17 protein-coding genes are annotated in these 19715 nt (G+C 72.5%); 10 read left to right on the top strand and 7 right to left on the bottom strand.

The features are described 5' to 3' along the window. Nucleotides 1–148: 148 nt before the first annotated feature. Nucleotides 149–1417, bottom strand: a complete 1269-nt coding sequence (locus AB8Z75_RS05120; RefSeq protein WP_369200149.1) for a CynX/NimT family MFS transporter — start codon at nt 1415–1417, stop codon at nt 149–151. A 22-nt stretch (nt 1418–1439) separates the two neighbouring features. On the opposite strand from AB8Z75_RS05120, the gene AB8Z75_RS05115 reads away from it, so the two are divergent. The 3 genes from AB8Z75_RS05115 to AB8Z75_RS05105 all read left to right on the top strand — a co-directional run bounded on the left by AB8Z75_RS05115 (nt 1440) and on the right by AB8Z75_RS05105 (nt 4043). Beyond that, nucleotides 1440–2123 carry a FadR/GntR family transcriptional regulator gene (locus AB8Z75_RS05115; RefSeq protein ID WP_369200148.1) on the top strand — a complete coding sequence of 228 codons (684 nt, stop codon included), beginning with the start codon at nt 1440–1442 and terminating at the stop codon, nt 2121–2123. A gap of 121 nt (nt 2124–2244) precedes the next feature. Then, a complete protein-coding gene (locus tag AB8Z75_RS05110) occupies nt 2245–3372 on the top strand; it encodes an ABC transporter permease (RefSeq protein ID WP_369200147.1) in 1128 nt (375 codons plus the stop codon). Further along, nucleotides 3369–4043, top strand: coding sequence for an ABC transporter ATP-binding protein (locus AB8Z75_RS05105; RefSeq protein ID WP_369200146.1), 675 nt, complete (start codon nt 3369–3371; stop codon nt 4041–4043). Before AB8Z75_RS05110 ends, AB8Z75_RS05105 begins: the two co-directional genes overlap by 4 nt. Nucleotides 4044–4182: 139 nt before the next feature. Here the strand turns inward: AB8Z75_RS05105 and AB8Z75_RS05100 are convergent, their stop codons facing one another. Beyond that, complete coding sequence (locus tag AB8Z75_RS05100) at nt 4183–4710, bottom strand: DapH/DapD/GlmU-related protein (protein ID WP_369200151.1); 528 nt, start codon at nt 4708–4710, stop codon at nt 4183–4185. A gap of 114 nt (nt 4711–4824) precedes the next feature. On the opposite strand from AB8Z75_RS05100, the gene AB8Z75_RS05095 reads away from it, so the two are divergent. After that, nucleotides 4825–5766, top strand: coding sequence for a LysR family transcriptional regulator (locus tag AB8Z75_RS05095; protein WP_369200145.1), 942 nt, complete (start codon nt 4825–4827; stop codon nt 5764–5766). 168 nt (nt 5767–5934) lie between these two features. Then, nucleotides 5935–6831 (top strand): alpha/beta fold hydrolase, encoded by an 897-nt coding sequence (locus AB8Z75_RS05090; protein ID WP_369200144.1) that lies wholly within the window; start codon nt 5935–5937, stop codon nt 6829–6831. A gap of 122 nt (nt 6832–6953) precedes the next feature. On the opposite strand, the gene AB8Z75_RS05085 is transcribed toward AB8Z75_RS05090, so the two are convergent. Together AB8Z75_RS05085 and AB8Z75_RS05080 are read right to left on the bottom strand one after the other, a co-directional pair. Continuing rightward, the gene (locus AB8Z75_RS05085; protein ID WP_369200143.1) at nt 6954–7838 is read right to left on the bottom strand and encodes a diacylglycerol kinase; all 885 of its coding nucleotides are present in this window, start codon (nt 7836–7838) and stop codon (nt 6954–6956) included. Then, a complete protein-coding gene (locus tag AB8Z75_RS05080) occupies nt 7835–9463 on the bottom strand; it encodes an FAD-binding oxidoreductase (RefSeq protein ID WP_369200142.1) in 1629 nt (542 codons plus the stop codon). Before AB8Z75_RS05080 ends, AB8Z75_RS05085 begins: the two co-directional genes overlap by 4 nt. Nucleotides 9464–9480: 17 nt before the next feature. Between AB8Z75_RS05080 and AB8Z75_RS05075 the strand changes: the two genes are divergently transcribed. Both AB8Z75_RS05075 and AB8Z75_RS05070 read left to right on the top strand, forming a co-directional pair. Continuing rightward, on the top strand, nt 9481–10086 hold the full coding sequence (locus tag AB8Z75_RS05075) for a TetR/AcrR family transcriptional regulator (protein ID WP_369200141.1): 606 nt from the start codon (nt 9481–9483) through the stop codon (nt 10084–10086). After that, nucleotides 10083–11633, top strand: coding sequence for an FAD-dependent oxidoreductase (locus AB8Z75_RS05070; protein ID WP_369200140.1), 1551 nt, complete (start codon nt 10083–10085; stop codon nt 11631–11633). Before AB8Z75_RS05075 ends, AB8Z75_RS05070 begins: the two co-directional genes overlap by 4 nt. A 277-nt stretch (nt 11634–11910) precedes the next feature. Here AB8Z75_RS05070 and AB8Z75_RS05065 read toward each other — a convergent pair whose 3' ends face one another. Then, nucleotides 11911–13935, bottom strand: coding sequence for a collagenase (locus AB8Z75_RS05065; protein WP_369200139.1), 2025 nt, complete (start codon nt 13933–13935; stop codon nt 11911–11913). Between the two features lie 247 nt (nt 13936–14182). Between AB8Z75_RS05065 and AB8Z75_RS05060 the strand changes: the two genes are divergently transcribed. The 3 genes from AB8Z75_RS05060 (at nt 14183) to AB8Z75_RS05050 (ending at nt 17599) form a co-directional block, all read left to right on the top strand. After that, nucleotides 14183–14899: a GntR family transcriptional regulator gene (locus AB8Z75_RS05060; RefSeq protein ID WP_369200138.1), complete on the top strand. Its 717-nt coding sequence runs from the start codon at nt 14183–14185 to the stop codon at nt 14897–14899. Between the two features lie 310 nt (nt 14900–15209). Next, nucleotides 15210–16661, top strand: a complete 1452-nt coding sequence (locus tag AB8Z75_RS05055; protein WP_369200137.1) for an arylsulfatase — start codon at nt 15210–15212, stop codon at nt 16659–16661. Nucleotides 16662–17014: 353 nt separating this feature from the next. Further along, on the top strand, nt 17015–17599 hold the full coding sequence (locus AB8Z75_RS05050) for a TerD family protein (protein ID WP_369200136.1): 585 nt from the start codon (nt 17015–17017) through the stop codon (nt 17597–17599). Nucleotides 17600–17751: 152 nt separating this feature from the next. Here AB8Z75_RS05050 and AB8Z75_RS05045 read toward each other — a convergent pair whose 3' ends face one another. Both AB8Z75_RS05045 and AB8Z75_RS05040 read right to left on the bottom strand, forming a co-directional pair. Further along, complete coding sequence (locus AB8Z75_RS05045; protein WP_369200135.1) at nt 17752–18408, bottom strand: response regulator; 657 nt, start codon at nt 18406–18408, stop codon at nt 17752–17754. Then, nucleotides 18405–19643 carry a sensor histidine kinase gene (locus AB8Z75_RS05040; RefSeq protein WP_369200134.1) on the bottom strand — a complete coding sequence of 413 codons (1239 nt, stop codon included), beginning with the start codon at nt 19641–19643 and terminating at the stop codon, nt 18405–18407. The genes AB8Z75_RS05045 and AB8Z75_RS05040 overlap by 4 nt, the downstream gene beginning before the upstream one ends. Nucleotides 19644–19715: the final 72 nt, after the last annotated feature.

Genomic DNA, 19715 nt, shown 5'->3' with positions numbered 1-19715 from the left:
GGGTGCGGGCGGGGGAGTGCTCAGCGTTCGCCGGAAGCGGTGTGCTGTTCGCTCGGAGCCGCGGCGCGGGTGGCGGCAGCCCGTGTGCCGTGCTGCGGTGGGCTCGCCGGGCGGGCCACGGGTGTGACATGCGGACGGGTCGCTCGGGTCAGTCGATCTGGCGATCGCGGCCCGCGAAGAGGCCGGCTGCGAGCTGCGGCAGCATGAGCACGGCCATGAGAACGAGGGGCGCCCGCCAGCCGCCGCTGTGCTCGTAGAGCACACCGACCAGGAGGGGGCCGGGTATCGAGAGCAGGTATCCGGTGCTCTGCGCGAAGGCGGACAGCCTGATGACGGTCGTACTGTCACGGCCGCGCATGCCGATCATCGTGAGTGCCAGCGGGAAGGAGCAGTTGGCGACGCCGAGCAGCCCGGCCCACAGCCATGGTGCCGCGGCAGGGGACGCCAGGAGGCCGACGTATCCGCCAAGGCCGAACAGCCCGAGCGCGACGGCGATTCCGCTCTGGTTGCGCAGCCTTCCGGCGACGGCGGACAGCGCGAAGGACAGGGGGATGCCGAGCACCGAGGTGACGGCGAACAGCAGGCCGGCGGTTTCGGCGGACAGGCCGGCATCCCGGAAGATCTGCGGCAGCCAGCCGATGATGACGTACGCCGCGGTGGCCTGCAGCCCGAAATAGACGGTGAGCGCCCAGGCGGTGGGGCTGCGGAGGAGACGTGTGGGGGCGGCGCTGCCCGGCGGGGAGGATGCCGCGGTCTGCGGCGAGCCTGCGGCGGCGGTACGGTCGCGTGCCAGAGCCAGCCAGGGCGGGACGGCGACGGCGGCGAACAGCGCCCAGGCACCCAGGCCGATGCGCCAGTCGCCGAAGGACCGGGCCAGCGGGACGGTGACCGCCGCTGAGGTCGATGCGCCGAGGTTGAGTGCCATGGAGTAGAGGCCGGTCATGGCGCCGACACGGTGCGGGAAGCGCTGCTTGACCACGACGGGCAGCAGGACGTTGGTCACCGCGATGCCGGCCAGTGCGAGGACGCTCAGTGCCACGAACAGGGTGCTGTCCGCCGAGAGGGGACGCAGCGCCAGGCCGGCCGCGATCGCCGCGACCCCGGTCACGACGACGGTGTCGGGGCCGAAACGGCGGGCCAGGTGGGGAGCGGCGAAGCCGAACAGCGCGAAGCACGCCGCCGGCATGGAGGTGAGCAGTCCGGCAGTGACGGCACTCATCCCCAGCCCGGCACGAGCCTCTTCCAGCACGGGGCCGAGGCTGGTGACAGCGGGCCGCAGGTTCACCGCGGCCAACACCAGCGCGAGGGCGGCGAAGCGGCGTCTCCACACGGTGGACCGGGACGCGCTGCCGGTGGGCGGGGGCGCGCTGTGCTGCCGTCCCAACTGCTGCGCGACCGTTGCGTCTTCGCCTGTCATCCGCGCATCGTATAATCATGGGATGAGTCTATGTCCAGCTCCCCGTCCGACCGGCCTGTTCGACCACGTCGTCGCCGCGCTGCGCCAGCAGATCGCGTCCGGAGCCTGGCCGGTGGGCTCGCGCATTCCGACCGAGCCGGAGCTGGTCCAGCAGCTCGGAGTGGCCCGCAACACCGTTCGGGAGGCCGTGCGGGCGCTCGCGCACAACGGCCTGCTGGACATCCGCCACGGTTCGGGCACCTACGTGGCGGCGACGAGTGAGCTCGCCGGAGTGATGCAGCGCCGCTTCGCCGCGGCCGAACAGCGCGACGTGATCGACGTGCGGGCCGCGCTGGAGGCGAAGGCCGCGAGGACGGCCGCACGACGGCGCACCGAGGAGGACCTGCGGCGCATGGGCGAACTGCTGGAGCACCGGGAGCGCGCCTGGGCGACCGGAGACCGGGACGCCTTCGTGGACGCGGACACCGCCTTCCACCTGGCGGTCGTGGCCGCCTCCCACAACGAAGTGCTGGTCGCGCTGTACGCGGACCTGGGGCAGGTGATCCGCGAGTCGTTGCGGGACCACTTCAGCGCTCAGCTGCGTCCCGAGGAGTACGTGGACCACTCCGGGCTGCTCGACGCCATCCGCGCCTCGACGCCCGACGCGGCGGAGGCCGAGGCGGCACGCTTCCACGCCTCCACCTGCCGGCCAGAGGGCCGGCACTGACTCCCCGCCCCCTGCCTACCTACCTCCCTGTGTCCGGCGCCTGAGAGCACCCAGCTTGGGGACGGCGCGTCGCCATCTTCTATCTTAGGGACGCCCTGTCCCTAACTTTGGAAGGAACGCCGTGTTCCTCGCCCTGCTGGAACTCAGAGCGGCCCGAGGCCGCTTCGTGCTGATGGGCAGCGTCGTCGTCCTCGTCGCCGCGCTCGTCGGCATCGTCTCCGGGTTCACCACAGGCCTCGGTGACGACACCGTCTCCGCACTGCGCGCCCTGCCCGCCACACACGTCGCCTTCGCCCCCGGATCCGACTCCGACCAGTTCGCCCGCAGCCTGGTCGACGAACGGACAGCCGCCGGCTGGGACAAGGAGGAAGGCGTCGAGGCCACCCCCCTCGGTGTCGCCCTCACCCGTGGCGCCACCGACCGCGGCGTCGAGGTGGACCTCGCCGCCTTCGGTGTCGAACCCGGCGCCTTCACCGACCCGGGAGCCGACCGCGGCGAAGCCCTGGACGCGGACGAGCCCCACGGCATCGTGATCTCCCGTCAGCTCGCCGACGACGGCGTCCGCGTCGGAGACACCCTCACCGTCGACCGGCTCGGCATCCGCCTGCGGGTGACAGGCGCCACCAGCCGCTCCTCCTACGGCCACGTCCCCGCCGCCTACGTCACCACAGACACCTGGCGACGGATCCGCTTCACCACGCCCGGAACCGACGCGCGCCCCGACGACCTCCCGGTCCAGTACAGCGCGGTGGCCCTCAAGCTCCCCACCGGGTTCGCGGACCAGAAGCTCGCCGCCGCGGACCGCCGCCACCGCACCACGACCGTCCCGCTTCAGGACGCCTTCGCCGCGGCCCCCGGCTACGAGGGCGAGCGCCTGACCATGACCTCCATCCAGGCCTTCCTCTTCCTCATCGCCCCGCTGGTCGTCGGCGCCTTCTTCGCTGTCTGGACCGTGCAACGCACCCCCGAACTCGCGCTGCTGCGCGCCATGGGCGCCTCCCGCCGCCGTCTGCTCGGACACACGCTCGCCCAGGCCGCCGTGGTCGTGGCCGCCGGCACCGCGGTCGGCGCCGCGCTCGCCTCCGCCGTGGGCCTGCTCGTCGGGGAACGCGTGCCGTTCAGCCTCCCCGCCGGCAGTCTCGCCGCCACCATGGGGGCCGTCGTACTCGTCGGCCTCGCAGGGTCCGCCCTCACCTTGCGCCGCGTCACCACCGTCGATCCGATGACCATGCTGGGAGCCGCACGATGAGCCTCCGCCTCGACGGCATCACCGTCACTCTCGGCCACGGCGAGTCCCGCACCCTCGCCCTGCGGGGTCTGACCACCGACTTCCGGCCCGGTGCCCTCACCGCCCTCGTCGGCCCCTCGGGGTCCGGCAAGTCGACCCTCCTCGCCGTCGCCGGTGCCCTGCTCCGCCCGGACGAGGGGCAAGTCCTGCTGCACGGCACCGATCTGGCCGCCCTCAGCGACCGTGAACGTGCCCGCGCCCGTCGGACACGCGTCGGCTACGTCTTCCAGAGCGGCAACCTCCTCGTCGGCCTCACGGCTGAGGAACAACTCCTCGCCGCGGCCACCCTCGCCGGTCGCGCACCTCGTGCACTGCGTGGCCGCGCCCGTGAACTGCTCGCCGAGGTCGGCCTCGCACACCGGTCGGGTCACCGTCCCGACCAGCTCTCCGGCGGCGAACGGCAGCGCGTGGCCCTGGCGCGCGCCCTGCTGACAGGACCCGAACTCCTCCTCGTCGACGAGCCGACCGCAGCGGTCGACCGGGCCCGCGCGGACGACCTGACCCGGATCATCGCGCACGCCGCCCACCGACACGGCTGCGTCACGGTGGTCGCCACACACGATCCGGTCGTCACCGAGGCAGCCGACGAGGTCGTGGACATGCGGCACCACGCCCCAGCCGACGCCGACTGACCAGGGCCTCGCCGGGTGAGGGGACCGCCGGGCCCGCGGTCCCCCCTGGTCCCGCTGCCGGTCGGCCGGCGAAGCGTGACGGCGCACCAGAACCTGACTGCGCAGGCGCTGCGCACCCGGGCCGGCAGCACGGCCGGGCTCAGCCAATCGTCTTGACCGCCCGGGCGGGCACTCCCGCGACCACGGTGCCGGCGGGAACATCTCGAGTGACCACCGCGCCGGCGGCGACCACCGCACCGGCACCGACGGTCACCCCCTGCGTGATCACGGCAGCCGTACCGATCCACACGTCGTCCTCGATGACGATCGGGGCGAAGGAGAGGTACTCGCGGCGCTCGGCCAGGGGCAGTGGGTGGCCTCCGGTGATGAGGCTGACCTTCGGGGCGATCATGACGCCGTTGCCGATGCGGATGCCTCCCTTGTCCATGAAGGTGCATCCCTGGTTGACGAAGACGTTCTTCCCGAACGCCGTGTTCAGTCCGCACTCGGTGAAGAACGGCGGGTAGAGCGTCACCGACTCCGGCAGCGGGCCACCGAACACAACAGAAAGTAGTTTCTCGCGCCCTTCGCTGTCGCTGAAAGGAAGCACGTTCAATCGAGACGTCGCGTCGGTCACCTCCACGATCCGCTCCGCATGACGCGCGAACTCAGGTGTCTGGACATACATGACCTGCTCTGTGCGGGTAGACATGCGCTGATCCCAGCACCGCGCAGAACACTCGATCAAACAACCCCACACCACGTCGGCCACAACAAAAGTTTGTGGGCATAGGGTGGAAGGGTGGATGTTGAAGCGCTGCGGACGTTCGTCGCCGTCGCCGAGACCGGCCAGTTCCAGGCTGCGGCCGACGAGATGGGGATCAGCCAGCAGGCGGTCTCCAAGCGGATCGCGGCCCTGGAGAGGCACATCGAGGCCACGCTCCTGGTGCGGACCTCCCGAGGCTCCCGGCTGAGCCTGGACGGGCAGGTCTTCCTGCCGCACGCCAAGAAGGTGGTGGCGGCCGTCGAACAGGCCGAGCAGGCCGTGCGCCCCGGAAGCCGCCCCTTGCGCGTCGACGTCCTCAATCGGCGCATCTCCCCGGCCCAGGCCGTCTACCGGTTTTACCGCTCCCACCCCGGGATGGACCTGGACGCGGTCACGCTGAGCACGGAGAACGCCGCCCAGGCCGCCCAGGCGGTGCTCGAAGGGACCGTCGACGCGTCCTTCCGCGCCCTGCCGGCAGACCAGGTCCCGGCCGGGCTCAGCGCCGAACGGCTCCTGGACGCACCTTTGGAGCTCCTGGTCGGCCCCGGCCACCCGCTGGCTGACGCGTCCTGGGTCCGTCCCGCGGACCTGGCAGGTCACCGCATCTGGGTCCCCGGGATCAGGCCGGGCACGGAGTGGGCGGCGTTCTACCAGGCGCTGTCCGAGGCGTTCGGGCTGAGCATCGACGCGCTCGGCCCCCACTTCGGTGACGAGGCCCTGATGGACGCGCTGGCCGACTCGGCCTCGCTGGCCACCCTCGTCGGCAGCGGGGACCGGTACCTGTGGCCCCAGACCCACGACCTACGGCGCATTCCGTTGCGCGACCCGACCCCGGTCTACCCGCACGTGCTGCTGTTCCGCAGCGGAGACCAGCACCCCGTACTGACCGCGCTACGCGACTACCTGCGCACCGCCGGCCCGCGAACCCCGCACGACGCGTGGGCGCCGGGCCGGGGAGAGGCACTCGGTCCCTGCTGAGAAGATCCGCGGTTGCCGCCTCGCAGGCGACGGCGTTCACCATGTCGTGCTCCGCATCGCCCGGCTGCACGCCCCGGCCCTCACCGGACGAACGACACCCTCGGGACACCCTCGAACGTGTGCTCCCGCCTGGTGCGGTGTCTCCGTGGCGCCGGTAGCCTCATCGCGGTGAGGTTGACGGAGACGCAGGGCCTCGTGCCGATGGCCGACGAGGTGCAGCTGCGCTGGAAGGCGCTGGGGGACACGGCTCGGCAGCCGGCCGTGGTCATGCTCCATGGCGGGCCGGGACTGCCGGACTATCTGGGCGATGTCGCTCCCATGATCGCGGACCTCGCGCCTGTGTACCGGTACGACCAGCGTGGCACGGGCCGATCCCCGTGGCGGGGTCCCCATTCCTTCGCCCGGCACGTCGACGATCTCGCCGAGCTGCTCGACACATGGGGGGTGCCCGAGGCCGTCCTGATCGGGCACTCCTACGGCGCTGATCTGGCGAGCCGGTTCTGCCTGGAACACTCCGACCGGGTCGCCGCGATGTTGCTGATGTGCGGACCATTCGTCGGTGACTGGCGTACCGGGTACCGAGCGGAACGCCACCGCCGCATGTCCGCGGCGCAGCGGAAGCGGCTCCACGAGTTGGAGGAGCGGTCGCATCGCACGGAGGAGCAGGAAGTCGAGCTGCTCACGCTGGCCTGGTTCACCGACCACGCCGATCCCGAACGCGGATGGCACCGGGCCGCCCAGGCTGCCCGGCGGCGTCGTCCGGTCAACTGGTCCATGAACGCCGAACTCGGCAAGGAGGGGCGCGCCGATCCGCTCGATGAGCATCTTGCCGACCTCCGTGCACGCCTGCCCGCGTGGGTGGAGCTCCTCGGCGGGGCCGACGATCCCCGTCCTGTGTCGGCGCTCGCCTCACTCGCGCCGCGGCTCGCTTGTCCGCTGACCCGGGTGGAGGCCGCCGGGCACGAGCCCTGGTCGGAGCAGCCCGACACGGTGCGTGCGCACCTTCGGCGCTTCGTGCGAGGCGCGCTGGACGAAGCCGCAGCCGCGCGGCTCGGACGCCGCTGACCGAAGCCCCTCGGAGTGCCGTAGCGCACCGATGGCCGCGCCCGGGCGGCATTCGGAGCACAGCGTGCGTCGTTCTGGCGGTCAGGGGCAGTAAGCCTCGGTGTTCCGGTGGATGAACGTGCTCACTCCGGCACCAGCACCGACACCGCCCTCGGCACGCACTTGACCGTCAGCGGCAGGTCACCGATGAACTCCCCGTCCGCGTAGGCGAACACGCCGGGCGCGGTCAGCTCCACCTGGCGGGCGCGGTAGGTGTGCACCTTCGGGTGGGAGACGTGGGAGCCGCTGTAGAACCGGGGCAGGGTACTCATCAGCCGCAGGGCGGGCGCGCTCTCCACGACGGTGACGGCCAGCTCCCCGTCGTCGGGCACCGCCTCGGGGCACACCTTCATGCCGCTGCCGTAGTAACAGGTGTTGCCCACCGCGACGAGCGTGGCGTCGAACGCGAGCTCGCGCTCGTCGAGCCGGATCCTGAAGGAGAGCGGGCGCAGCCTGGCGAGCTCGACGAAGGTGGCGACGGTGTAGCGTGCGCCGCCGCGAGGCCGGCGCAGCGTGTTGGCGCGCCGGGTGACCAGGGCGTCGAAGCCCGAGGCCAGCACGGTGCCGAACCAGCGGTCACCGCAGCGCGCGAGGTCCACGGCGCGCGGGGTCCCGTGGGTGATCAGGCGTGCGGCGGCGGCCGGGTCCCGGAGCGGTATGCCGAGGGCGCGGGCGAAGTCGTTGCCCGTGCCCGCCGGGACCACGGCAAGTGGCACCCCGGAGCCGGCGACGGCCTGGAGCCCCAGGTGGACCAGGCCGTCACCGCCGACGACGGTGAGGACGTCGGTGCCGGCGGCGAGGTGGTTGCGCGTGCGCTCCAGGGTGTCGGCCGGATCGCTGCCCGAGACGAGTGTCGCGTCCCACCCGGCCCGAGCCAGGTGCCGCAGGGCCACCTCCGCGTTCTTGGCCGAGCTTCCGGTCAGGGAGGCCGGGTTGACGAGTACGGCTGTGCTCGGTCGGGGGGTCATGAGGCCTCGGATAGCCGGGTGGTGGCCGGAGGGATCAGCTTGCCAGGGTTCATGACGCCCGCGGGGTCCAGTGTCCGTTTGACGGCGGCGAGCACCTCCACGCCGAGGGGGCCGACCTCCGCCTCCATCCAGGGGCGGTGGTCCTGGCCGACCGCGTGGTGATGCGTGATCGAGCCCCGAGCAGCCGCGATCGCGTCACCTGCCGCCTTCTTGGCCGCCCGCCAGCGGGCTCGCGGCTCCTCGCCGGCGTCCGCGGCGACGGTGAAGTACAGCGAGCCGCCTGACGGGTAGGCGTGGGAGAGGTGGCAGAAGACGACCGGTGTCGACGTGGCCGTCGTCAGGTGTTCGGTCAGCGTGGCGGTCACGGTCGCGCGCAGTGCGGCCAGGCCCGCCCAGGAAGTCGCCGTCTCCAGGGTCTCGGTGAGCACGCCCGTGTCGAGGAGTGCGTCGCGCAGGTACGGGCCGGAGAAGCGGGAGCGCCGCCAGGCGGCGGCCACCTCGTCCTCCAGCCGGGTTCCGCCGTGCGCGGCCAGCAGCTCCCGCACGGCCGCGCTGCGGCGCGCGACCTGGCCGGGGTCGCCTTCGTGGCTGACGACGGACAGACATCCCTCGGGCGCTTGCGAGCCGGCGATGACGGCGTTGACGAACGTCTCCGTCTCGTCCGAGACGCGTATCGCGGTCGGCAGCAATCCGCGCTGCGCGAGCGCGCGCACGGCGGCGGTGCCCGCTGCGAACGAGGGGAGAGACCAGGCCTCGTCCCGGCGTTCGGTCGGCGCGCGGTGTACCCGTACCGTCACCTCGGTGAGGACACCGAGCGCGCCTTCCGAGCCGAGGAAGAGCTGCCGCAGATCGGGTCCCGCGGCCGTGGCGGGGGCGCGGCCGAGGTCGAGGGTGCCGCGCGGGGTGGCGACCTTGAGCGCGGTGACCATGGCGTCGAAGCGGCCGTATCCGGCCGAGGACTGGCCCGCGGAGCGGGTGGCGGCGTAGCCGCCGATGGTGGCGAACTCGAAGCTCTGCGGGAAGTGGCCCAGCGTGTAGCCCTCGGCTCCGAGAAGTTCCTCGGCCTCGGGGGTGCGCAGGCCCGCCTGCAGGGTGGCGGTGCCGGACTCCTCGTCCAGCTCCACCAGGGCGTCCAGGCGCCGCAAGTCGAGGCTGATCAGGGCCGGATGGCCCTCGCGTGCGGGTTCCACGCCGCCGACGACGCTGGTGCCACCGCCGAACGGTACGACCGCGACGCCGTGCCGGGCACAGGTCTCCACGAGGGCCTGTACCTGCTCGTGCGTGCCCGGGGTCAGCACCGCGTCCGGGGCGTGCCGGGCGTCTCCCTCCCGGCGGCGCAGCAGGTCGGGAGTGCTCTTGCCGCCCAGGTGCAGCACCCGGGCCGCGTCGTCGGTGCGCACGTGCTCCTCGCCGACGACCGCGGTGAGTGCGGCATGGGCGGGCTCGGGCAGTGCGCTGGGCGGCAGCCGCAGCGCGGAGCGCTCCGCGCGCGGGGGCACGGTGGCGCTGACGCCGAGTGTCTCGACGAGCAACTGCCGCTGGGACTCGTCCAGTTGGCGGGCGTGTGCCGGGTCGCCCCAGGCGTTCCAGGCCATGTCACCGACGCGGCGAGTGGGTCGCTTCATGGCGTACAGTCTTACACGTGACGTCAATTCGTAAAAGCTCTGGACGGAAGAACGAGGACGACATCCTGGACGCCGCACGCGCCTGCGTCGAGGCGTTCGGAGTGCGGCGCACCACGCTCACCGACGTGGCCCGCCGCGCCGGGGTGAGCAGACCGACCGTCTACCGCCACTGGCCCGACATCTCCTCGCTCGTCGGTGACCTGATGACGCGGGAGCTGAAGGCGCTTTTCGCCGAGGCCGTCACCGAGGCGACCGAGGCCGACGCGCTCGGCCGCATCGTGCACGGCGCTACCGGCACGGTGCGCGCGGTGTGGCACCACTCGCTGTTTCGCCGCTTCCTCGACAGCGAGGCCGAACTGCTGGCCACCTACGTCTTCCACCGGCTGGGCTCCAGCCAGCACGCCGCCCTCGAACTGCTGCACGCCCAGATCGCGGAGGGGCAGCGCGACGGCTCCGTACGCGCCGGTGAGCCCGCCGAACTGTCCCGCGTCGTGCTGCTGACCATCCAGTCCATCGGAGCCTCCCGGCGGCTGGTGGAGGACACCCTCACCGAGGAGTCCCTCCTCGACTCGCTCGGCCGGCTGCTGACCGGCTACCTGCGTCCCTGGAGCACCGCCGCATGACACGACCGACCGAGCACACCGCCTCCCTCAACGCCGCCCGGCGCGCCCGTTCCCTCGACTGGCTGGCCACCGGACCCACCGTCGACCTGCTCGTCGTCGGTGCGGGCGTCACCGGTGCCGGCATCGCACTCGACGCCGCCTCACGCGGCCTCAGCGTCGTCCTCGTCGACCGCCACGACCTGGCCTTCGGCACCAGCCGCTGGAGCTCGAAGCTGGCACACGGCGGACTGCGCTACCTGGCCAGTGGAGACGTGGGCATCGCCTACGAGTCGGCCCGCGAACGCGGCATCCTGATGAGCAGGACCGCCCCCCACCTCGTCCGCGCCCTGCCCATGGTGCTCCCGCTGCACACCCGCACCTCCCACGCCCGTGCCCTGTGGACCCGCGCGGGCTTCCTCGCCGGAGACGCCCTGCGCGTCGGCGCCAGAGTCGGCGCCCGCACCCTGCCGCCGTCGCGCCGCATACCCGCGCCGCTCACCCTCGCGCTGGCCCCGGCCGTGCGCGCGGACGGCCTGCGTGGCGGACAGCTGTCCTTCGACGGGCAGCTCACCGACGACGCGCGCCTCGTCGTGGCCCTCGCCCGCACCGCCGCCGGCTACGGAGCGCACGTCCTCACCCGGTGCGGCGCCCTCGAACTCACCGGAGACGGCGCCGCACTGCGCGACGAACTCACCGGCGCCCGCATGGAGATCCGGGCCCGGAGCGTCGTCAACGCGGCCGGTGTCTGGGCCGGCGCCCTCGTGCCCGACGTCACCCTGCGGCCCAGCCGAGGCACGCACGTCGTCCTGCCCGCAGCACGCCTGGGCAGCCCCCGCGCCGCCCTGACGGTCCCGGTGCCGGGGGAGTCCAGCAGGTTCGTGTTCGCCCTTCCGCAGGGGGACGGCCGTATCTACGCGGGCCTCACCGACGAGCCCGTCGACACGGTCCCCGACATCCCCGAAGCGCCGGAGGAGGACATCGATTTCCTCCTGCGCACGCTCTCCGGCGCGCTGGCCACCCCACTGGCCAGGCAGGACGTCATCGGCGCCTTCGCGGGGCTGCGACCCCTGCTGGAGAGCACCGGCACGTCACGCACCGCCGACCTCTCCCGCCGCCATGCCGTTCTCACCTCACCGGACGGCGTCATCACCGCCGTCGGGGGAAAACTCACCGCGTACCGGGCGATGGCCGAGGACGCGGTCGACGCCGCCGTCGCCCGCGCCGGACTCGACGCGGGACCCTGCCGCACCCAGGCCCTCGCCCTCGTCGGCGCGGGCACCGCGCCCACCGCGCCCGATGTGCCGGCCCGGCTCCGCGCCCGGTACGGCAGCGAGAGCGCGGCCGTTCTCGCCCAGGCGCACGGCGACCCGGACCTGTTGAAACCCGTGGCCGCCCAGGTCACCGCGGCCGAGCTCCACTTCGCCGTCCGGCACGAGGGCGCCCTCGACGAGTCCGACCTCCTCGACCGCCGCACCCGCATCGGCCTCGTCGAGGCCGACCGCGACCGCGCACTGGCGGCGGCCCGGGAGGCTCTGGTAGCGGCAGAAGCGCCTGCGGGCGCCGGCTGACGGGCCGCCTCGACGAGGCCGGGGCGGCAGCCTCCGCGTCCTCGGCGTTCCCTGCCGGAAGCAAGGTGCGCCGCGCTCGGAAACCGAAGGCGGACTGCCAGGTGATCTTCGCTCCGGAGGCCGCCTTGAAGGCGGCTTCGTCCCCGGTCCGGCTGCCCTGCCCGGCCACCGCTCACCACGGCCGCACCTGTCCGCCGCGCTGCGGCCTGCCCCGTACGACCGGCTCCGTACGACCGGCCCCGCGCGACCGGTCGTACGGGGTCATTCGGGGAGATGGTCAGCCGTGTCTGCGGGCCGCGCAGGCGCCGCCCGCGCAGGCGTCGAGCCAGGAGTTCCAGTCGGCGTCGTACCGGGTGCCGATGGTGGCCTTGAGGTGGGTGCGGGCGGCGTCCCAGTCGCCCGCGCGGTAGGCGGCGAGCACCGTGGCCACGTCGTCGGGATGCCTCTCCAGCATGTAGCGCGTGGCCAGGTAGCCCCAGCGGTAGACGCGGTTGGTGTCGCCGTTCTCGTAGGTGGTGTCGAAGAGGTCGCTGAGCGCGTAGGTCTGCTTGCCCGCCTCGGCGATCGCCTCGTCGTAGCGCAGGTCGCGGTACGAGTAGGAGAGGTACTCCGCGAAGCCTTCGATCCACCAGACCGTCGGGGTGGAGACCCCGGCCTCGAAGTCGCCGTACATGTCGAACCGGCCGTCGAGGTAGTGCGTGTACTCGTGGTTCAGGTTCCAGATCTGGAAGTCGGGCCGCATCCAGTCGGCCTCGTACGCGATGAAGCGGGGCAGGTTGCCGTCGGCCGAGGGGTCGCCCTCCAGGTACATGCCGCCGTTGCCGGTGTCGATGCCGTAGATGACGCCCGCGTACGTCTGGTAGTCGGCGCTGGAGTCGAAGACCACGACCTCGATCCTCGTGTTCTTGTCGCCCTTGACAGGTCCGTCGTCCTTGGCGACCTGGTGGAAGTACGCGTCCTGCCCGACCATGCTCTCGCAGGCGGCTGAGAAGTTGCCGGTGTCCATGTCCTGCGCGGCCATGGAGATGCTGTCGCTGCACGACTCCCTGTCCACCAGCACGGCCTGTGTGAGCCGCTGCCGAAGGTCGCACACGCCGTAGTACGCGCAGTTGTCCTTGTCGTAGGCGTCGGCCATCTCCGCCACGCCGACCCACAGCGGGGCCGTCCTTCCGGTCATCTCCGTCGCGTCCAGCAGGTCCTTCAGCTGCGGGCGTGTCCGCTGGCGCAGCGGCGAGTGCTGGACGAAGCGGCCCAGCTCGCGTCCCGCGTTGGAGGTGAGGTAGGCCTGCTCGCCGCCGAGCAGCCCGAGGTGGTCACGGGCGAAGGCGTGCAGGGTGTCGAGCAGACCTGGGTCCCTCTGCACGGCCTGTACGAACTCCGGGAGCTGATGTCCGCGCCACAGCACCGTGTAGACGTTGTTGACGGCGTTGAGCATCCACCACTTGTCGTCGTACGAGCTGTCGTATCCCTCCAGCATGCGCTCGACGACGTCGAGGTAGCGGGCGTTCTCCTCGGCGCTGTCGATGAGGGTGACGGCTTCGGCCAGGGTCTCGCCGTTGGCGTCCGTCACGTCGTGCGAGTGCGCGGAGGCGAAGAACGCGTCCAGGCCGCCCTGGATCGCGGCCTTCAGCGCCGGCCCGTATGGGCCCACGTCCGGTTCGTGGTACCAGTGCACGTAGTAGCCGGCGCGCAGGAACAGCACGATCTGCGGCATGCCGGTGCTGCCGTCGCCGGGGTACGCGGCCGATCCGTCCCGCAGCGCGTCGGCGACGGTCACCATCTGCTCCTCGCGGAAGGCGCCGCGCGCGTCGCTCCCGGTGAGGGAGAAGAGCGTGTTGACGCACGCGGTCGTGGAGGAGGTGATCTGCTGGATGAGCGCTTCACCGGTCTGCGCGAAGTCACTGGGCGAGCAGGTGTCCCGCACGCCGTGCGCCGCACCGCCCCCCGTCCCGTTGCGCTGTTTCCCGGCACGCTGCATCGAGGGGCGCTTGTGGGAGGGCTCGGCCGGGGTGTCGTAGTCGCGCCGGAGTGCGTCCTGCGAGGCGGGCAGGGGAGGCCTGTCTCGCACCGCGAGCCGCCGCTTCGCGACGTGCCCAGGATCGCCCTCCGCGGGGGCCGCGGCGGAGGAGTCGGCGGGGCGCGGCCCCGCGAGACGGGGCTCCTCGGTGGCCTGTGCGCCGGTCGCCGCGTGGGCACCGCCGAGCTGGCCGGTGCCCGCGCCCAGCGAGACCGCCAGGGCGCCGGCGCAGAGGGCACGGGTGAGACGTGAGCGTAACGAGCTTCTTCGGTCGTTCCGGCTCATCTGGCAACTCCTGTGAGGGTGTCGGGTTGGACTGGCTGTGGCGGGTTGGCATGGCCGTGCACAGCGTGCGTTGTTGTGTACACGCTCATTGAAACGCCAGTACAATTTCACACATCACATGGCGCCGGAAGACCCGTGTAGCGCCCGCCTTCCCCGCGCACGGTCACGTGGCGGCGAGAACACCGACGTACGATCGGCACGATCACTCCGCCCGTCCGTCCCCTGCCCGGCGAGGAGCAGTGCGCCCATGACCGCAGAACGCCCGCTGAAACTGCCCGCCGTGCCGGACAGGCTCAGCATCCGCGACCACGTCGCGCACGCCCTGCGCGCCGCCCTCATCGCCGGCGAACTGCGCCCCGGGGCCGTGTACTCGGCCCCGCAGCTCGCCGCGCAGTTCGGCGTCTCCGCCACGCCCGTACGGGAGGCGATGCTCGACCTCACCCGCGAGGGCATGGTCGAACCCGTGCGCAACAAGGGCTTCCGCGTGACCGAACTGTCCGAGCGCGACCTGGCCGAGTACGTGGCGATCCGGGAGATGATCGAGGTGCCCACGGTCGGGCAGGTGGCCCGTACCGGGGACGCGGCCCAGCTGGAGGAACTCCGCCCCGTGGCGCGGGAGATAGTCCAGGCGGCCCGCGCCGGGGACCTGGTCGGCTTTCTCGGCGCCGACAGGCGCTTCCACCTGGCGCTCGTCGCCCTCGCCGGGAATCGCCGCCTGGTGGAGGTCGTCGGCGAACTGCGCGGGCATTCCCGGCTCTACGGCCTTGCCGGGCTCGCGAAGACCGGCCAGCTCATGGAGTCCGCCGAGGAACACGAGCGCCTCCTCGACCTGGTGCTGGCCCGTGATGTGCCGGGCGCGGAGCACCTGATGCGCACCCATCTGAGACGCCTGCGCTCCCAGTGGGAGAGCGCGGCGGACGGCGGCGGGGGGCCCACCGGCCGCTCCGGGGCCGGAGAGCCCTGAGCGGCCTGGCGCTCCCGGCGCGATGTCCGAGAGAGCCGGCGAGTGCGGGTGCGGCAGTACGGCGGGTGCCGCAGCGGGCGCCTGTGCCCGCGAGGGGGCGCGCCGCCTCACAGGACGGCAACGGCGCGCCCCGACAAGGGCCTGGAATATCCGGCGCCGTGGACGTCTACAGCGGCCTGTGCGACATCGGCGTCTTCGCCGCACGCGCGGCTCCGCCCTCTGTCGGCGTGCCGGAGCCCATGCAAAAATCGGCCGCGTTCCACCGACCCGCTGCTCCGCTCGCCGACGGGGCGGGCGGCAAGGAGGGAAGATGCCCGCACAGTTGTCGCGCCGCAACGTCCTGGCAGCGGCGGGAGGGGTCGCCGCCGCCGGGCTGGGCGGGCCGGCTGCCGCCGCCGCGGGGGCCGCCGCCCCGGGGGCCGGACGCCGGCGGCCGAACATCGTCCTCTACCTCACCGACGACCTCGGTTACGGCGAGGCCGGATGCTTCGGCAACAGCATTATCCGCACCCCGCACCTCGACCGCATGGCGGAGGAGGGGGTCCGCTTCACGCAGTACTACGCGGGAGCGCCCGTCTGTGCGCCTTCCCGCGCCACCCTGCTGACGGGCCTGCACACCGGGCACGCGCCGGTGCGGGCCAATCCCGACCCGGGGGAGCCGGACGCTCCATTGGGGGAAGGGGACGTCACGGTGGCCGACGTGCTGCGCGGCGCCGGATACCGGACGGGGCTGTTCGGCAAGTGGGGGTTCTGCCCTGACGTGCCGGACCATCCAGGGCACCCCAACAGACAGGGCTTCGAACGGTTCTTCGGCCAGGCGACCCATGCCGCCGCGCACGACTACTATCCGCCGTACCTGTGGTCCGACCACGAGCGGTACGCCGTTCCCGGGAACGCGGACGGTGCCGCGCACACGTACGCGCCGGACCTCGTTCTGCGCGAGGCCCTGCACTTCATCGAGCGTCACCGTGACGACCCGTTCCTCTGCGTGGTCAGCTCCCAACTCCCGCACAGCCCGCAGGAGATCCCGCGGACCGACCCCGTCTACGAGGACGATCCACGGCTGAGCCCGGCGGCCCGGCGCCACTGCTCACAGGTCGGTTACGCCGACCGGCAGGTGGGTGCGCTCCTCGGCAGGCTGGAGGAACTCGGGCTCGACGACGACACCGTCGTCCTGTTCGCCTCCGACAACGGACCCACGGAGGAGGAAGCGCTCGATCCGCACTCCTACGGGGCGGGCGGCGGCTTGCGCGGATACAAGCGGAATCTGTTCGAGGGCGGCATCCGGGTACCGCTGATCGTCCGTGCTCCCGGACGCGTCCACCGGACCGGATCGACCAGTGACCAGGTCGTCGCCTCCTGGGACCTGCTCCCGACCCTCGCCGCGCTCGCGGGCGCCGGCAGCGAGGTACCCGACGGCCTCGACGGGGTCGCGATGCCCCGGCAACTGCTCGGCGCACGGCGGGCTGCGGCGCACCGGCCGCTGTACTTCTACCGGAACGACCCGTACACCACGCCCGGGCAGGCACAAGAGGACGGTCCCTTCGCCCGCAGCGCGGCCGAGGCGGTACGCGTGGGCGACTGGAAGGCCGTGCGCTTCTCTCCGGACCGCGGACGCGACCACCCCGATGAGGACTGGCACTTCGCGCTGTACGACCTCGCTCGTGACCCCGCCGAGACCACCGATGTCGCCGGCCGGCATCCGCGGCAAGCGGCACACCTCCTCGCGACGATGAAGAGCGAGTGGCGTGATCCGCGGTAGCCGTGCTTTCGGGGTGGGCGCCGCCCCTGCACCCTGACGCCATCCGGGCGGGACCGGCCGCCAGGCCGGCCCGACGTGGCGCCCGGCCCCTCCGCCGCCGGCCGGTCCTGCCCGAATCGCCTGGTTCCCAGGCCTCGTCGGCAGGGCCCGGGCGGCGACGGGTCACGTCAGGTGCCGCCGGAAATCCCCACCTCCTCGGCCGCCACCGCCGCGCGGCGTCGACGAAGTGCGCACCTGTGCCCGTCGGTCGGGGCTCCTCACGAGGGCTTTCACGAGGACCCCTCACGAGGAGCCCGTAGGGGGGCCAGGCACACTTTGTGGGGTAGTTCCGCCGACACGAGGATGAATCGCACATGATTACGCTTACCAAGGAAGACGGCCCGGCAGATCTGGACGGTGTGTCCCATCTGACGATCGGCGTGTCCTGGGACCCGACGGCCGGCAGCAGCGGCGGGGTGATGGGCCGCTTCCGCCGGAAGGCCGGAACCGACCTCGACCTGATCGCCGTCGCGATGCAGGACGGGGACCCGGTCCGGCTGGCGGGCCTCGACTCGCTGGACCCGATGGGGAACGGATCCTTGGTGCACAGCGGCGACAACCAGACCGGGCACGGCGATGGTGACGACGAGACCGTCACCGTCGAGTTCGCCGGCGTCCCGGGCAACATCAACTCGATCGTGTTCGTCGCCGCCGCCTACAAGAAGGGCAGCTCCTTCCAGAAGGCACGCAACATCAGCTTCAAGGTCTACGACGCGACCGGTGGTTCCGCACAGCAGGTCGCCGACATCTGGCCGAGCCTGCTCACCCAGGACAACGGCTGCGCCGTGGCCAAGGCCGTACGGGTCGGCGGCACGTGGAAACTCGAAGTGATCAACGTGACGGGGAAGATCAAGCAGGGCGACGAGCACGCCCTGATGCGCTTCGCGGTCAGCAAGTAGGCACTCCGCGGGCGCCCGGCGTCCGGGCGCCCGCCCCGAGGCCGGTGCACGCCCCCCGGGCCCGGGCGGGGGAGCCTCGCGGTGCCCCGCCCGGGCCGATCCTCCGTGAAGGGTCACGGCCGACCCGGGCGGGGCCGCGAAGGGGCGGCCCGTCACGGCAGCAGCCGGTGGCGGGCCGCGGCTGCCACCGCGCCCGCCCGGGTGCGCACGCCCAGCTTGGTGTAGATGCGTCCGAGGTGGGTCTTGACCGTGGCCTCGCTCAGGAACAGGGCCCGGGCTATCTCCCGGTTGCCGAGGCCTTGGACGAGCCGGCCGAGGATGTCGCTCTCCCGCGGGGTGAGGGTGGGCCCGGGGGTGCGCAGACGGGAGACCACCCGGTCGGCGACCGAGCCCGACAGCACGGTACGTCCGGCAGCGGCGTCCCTGATCGCCCCGAACAGCCGCTCGGGACGCTCGGCCTTGAGCAGATAACCGGTGGCGCCCGCGGCGACGGCGCGCGCGATGTCGGCGTCCGTGTCGAACATCGTGAGGACCAGCACCCGTGGGACCGGGCCGTCTTCTGACACGTCCTGGCGGGAGGTCAGCCGGCGGGTGGCCGTCACGCCGTCCATGCCGGCGCCCAACTGCAGGTCCATGAGCACCACGTCCGGCGACAGCCCCGCGGCCATGGCGAGGGCTTCCTCTCCGCTGCCCGCCTCACCGACGACGTCGATGCCGTCGGTGCTGGACAGCAGGGCGCGCAGCCCGGCACGGACGACGGCGTGATCGTCGCACAGCAGTACCCGGACCGTGGTGGCTGCGCTGGTCACGGCATCTCCCTTCCCGCGTTGCCGGTGGCGAGCGGCACGGCCATCGTCACCACGGTTCCCTCGCCGGGCGCCGACTCGACGGTGAGCGAACCGCCGGCCTCCCGGGCCCGCATCCGCATGACCGGAAGACCGTGGCCGCGGTCGGCGGTCCGGCCGCGGCGCGGCGGCCGTCGCAGGTCGAAGCCGCACCCGTCGTCGGCGATGTCCACGGTGATCCGGTCCTCCAGACAGGTCAGGGTGACGACGGCCCGGGTCGCCCCCGCGTGTTGCCGCGCGTTGGTCAGTGCCTGCTGGGTCACCCGCAGCAGCGCCGCCTCGACCGGTCCGGGCAGCGGGCCGGGGCCGCCCGGCGCGGCGTCCAGGCGGAACTCGACGGCGGGGCCGTGTGCGCCGTCCCGTTCGGCGAGAGCGCGCAGCGCCTGTACGAGGGAGTTCTCGGCGAGGTCGAGCGGGGCCAGGTCGCGGACGAACCTGCGGACCTCGGCCAGGGCACGGTCCGCGGTCGTCGCGGCGTCCCGCACATGCGTGTGCGCGGTGTCCGGCGCTGCGTGCCAGTGGCGCTGCGCGGCCTGGAGCAGCATCTGCTGACTGGACAGGCTCTGGGCGAGGATGTCGTGGATCTCCGCCGACAGCCGCTGGCGCTCGGCCAGGATGCCCGCGTGCCGCTCCGAGGCGGCCAGCTCACCGCGGGCGCGCACCAGGTCGTCGATCAGCAGCCGCTGCCGGCTGATCAGGCGCCGGCCGTGGACGAGGACGGCCGTGGCAACCGTACCGAGAGCCACCGGGGCGATCACCAGGTTCGGGTTGAAACCGCCGGAGGCGATCCGCACCTCGGAGACGACCACGAGGAGGACCAGCACGGTGGCGAGCGGAACCGCGAGCCGCACGGGCAGCCGGTGCAGTCCGGTGAACAGCAGCGGCATGGTGCACCAGGTGGCGCTCGGTTCGAGGGCCAGCAGCACCAGCCAGAAAGCGAGCACCGCACCGAGCCAGAGCAGATGGGCGACGGTGGGACGCTCACCGTGGTGCGGCGCGGGGGCCGTCAGCCGCCCGAGCAGGTAGAGGGCCCCGAAGGCGAGGAACAGGCCGAGGATCCATGCGGTGCGGACGTCGTCGGCGGGTCCGTGCGTGAGCAGGCGCACGATCGCACCGCCGAGCAACAGGAGGAAGGCGATGTCGAGGGCGGCGGTCAGCCAGCGCGCGTCGGGGTCCGGCTCCGTGTCGTCTCGCTCCACCGCGTCCTCATCGCCTCCCGGGGGCCCTGTCTCACCACGTATACAAGCGCTCCTCATGAGGTACATCATCCG

Origin of the sequence: Streptomyces sp. PU-14G (genome assembly GCF_041028275.1) — a bacterium.
In the GTDB taxonomy this organism is placed as follows: Bacteria; Actinomycetota; Actinomycetes; order Streptomycetales; family Streptomycetaceae; genus Streptomyces.
This window is presented reverse-complemented; position numbering and strand designations above follow the sequence as displayed.

Excerpts from the sequence above, each read along its gene's own strand:
- AB8Z75_RS05115 (WP_369200148.1), top strand. The coding sequence starts at position 1,440 with ATGAGTCTATGTCCAGCTCCCCGTCCGACCGGCCTGTTCGACCACGTC.
- AB8Z75_RS05050 (WP_369200136.1), top strand. The coding sequence starts at position 17,015 with ATGATTACGCTTACCAAGGAAGACGGCCCGGCAGATCTGGACGGTGTG.
- AB8Z75_RS05120 (WP_369200149.1), bottom strand. The coding sequence starts at position 1,417 with ATGACAGGCGAAGACGCAACGGTCGCGCAGCAGTTGGGACGGCAGCAC.
- AB8Z75_RS05055 (WP_369200137.1), top strand. The coding sequence starts at position 15,210 with ATGCCCGCACAGTTGTCGCGCCGCAACGTCCTGGCAGCGGCGGGAGGG.
- AB8Z75_RS05065 (WP_369200139.1), bottom strand. The coding sequence starts at position 13,935 with ATGAGCCGGAACGACCGAAGAAGCTCGTTACGCTCACGTCTCACCCGT.
- AB8Z75_RS05105 (WP_369200146.1), top strand. The coding sequence starts at position 3,369 with ATGAGCCTCCGCCTCGACGGCATCACCGTCACTCTCGGCCACGGCGAG.
- AB8Z75_RS05085 (WP_369200143.1), bottom strand. The coding sequence starts at position 7,838 with ATGACCCCCCGACCGAGCACAGCCGTACTCGTCAACCCGGCCTCCCTG.
- AB8Z75_RS05080 (WP_369200142.1), bottom strand. The coding sequence starts at position 9,463 with ATGAAGCGACCCACTCGCCGCGTCGGTGACATGGCCTGGAACGCCTGG.
- AB8Z75_RS05060 (WP_369200138.1), top strand. The coding sequence starts at position 14,183 with ATGACCGCAGAACGCCCGCTGAAACTGCCCGCCGTGCCGGACAGGCTC.
- AB8Z75_RS05100 (WP_369200151.1), bottom strand. The coding sequence starts at position 4,710 with ATGTATGTCCAGACACCTGAGTTCGCGCGTCATGCGGAGCGGATCGTG.
- AB8Z75_RS05070 (WP_369200140.1), top strand. The coding sequence starts at position 10,083 with ATGACACGACCGACCGAGCACACCGCCTCCCTCAACGCCGCCCGGCGC.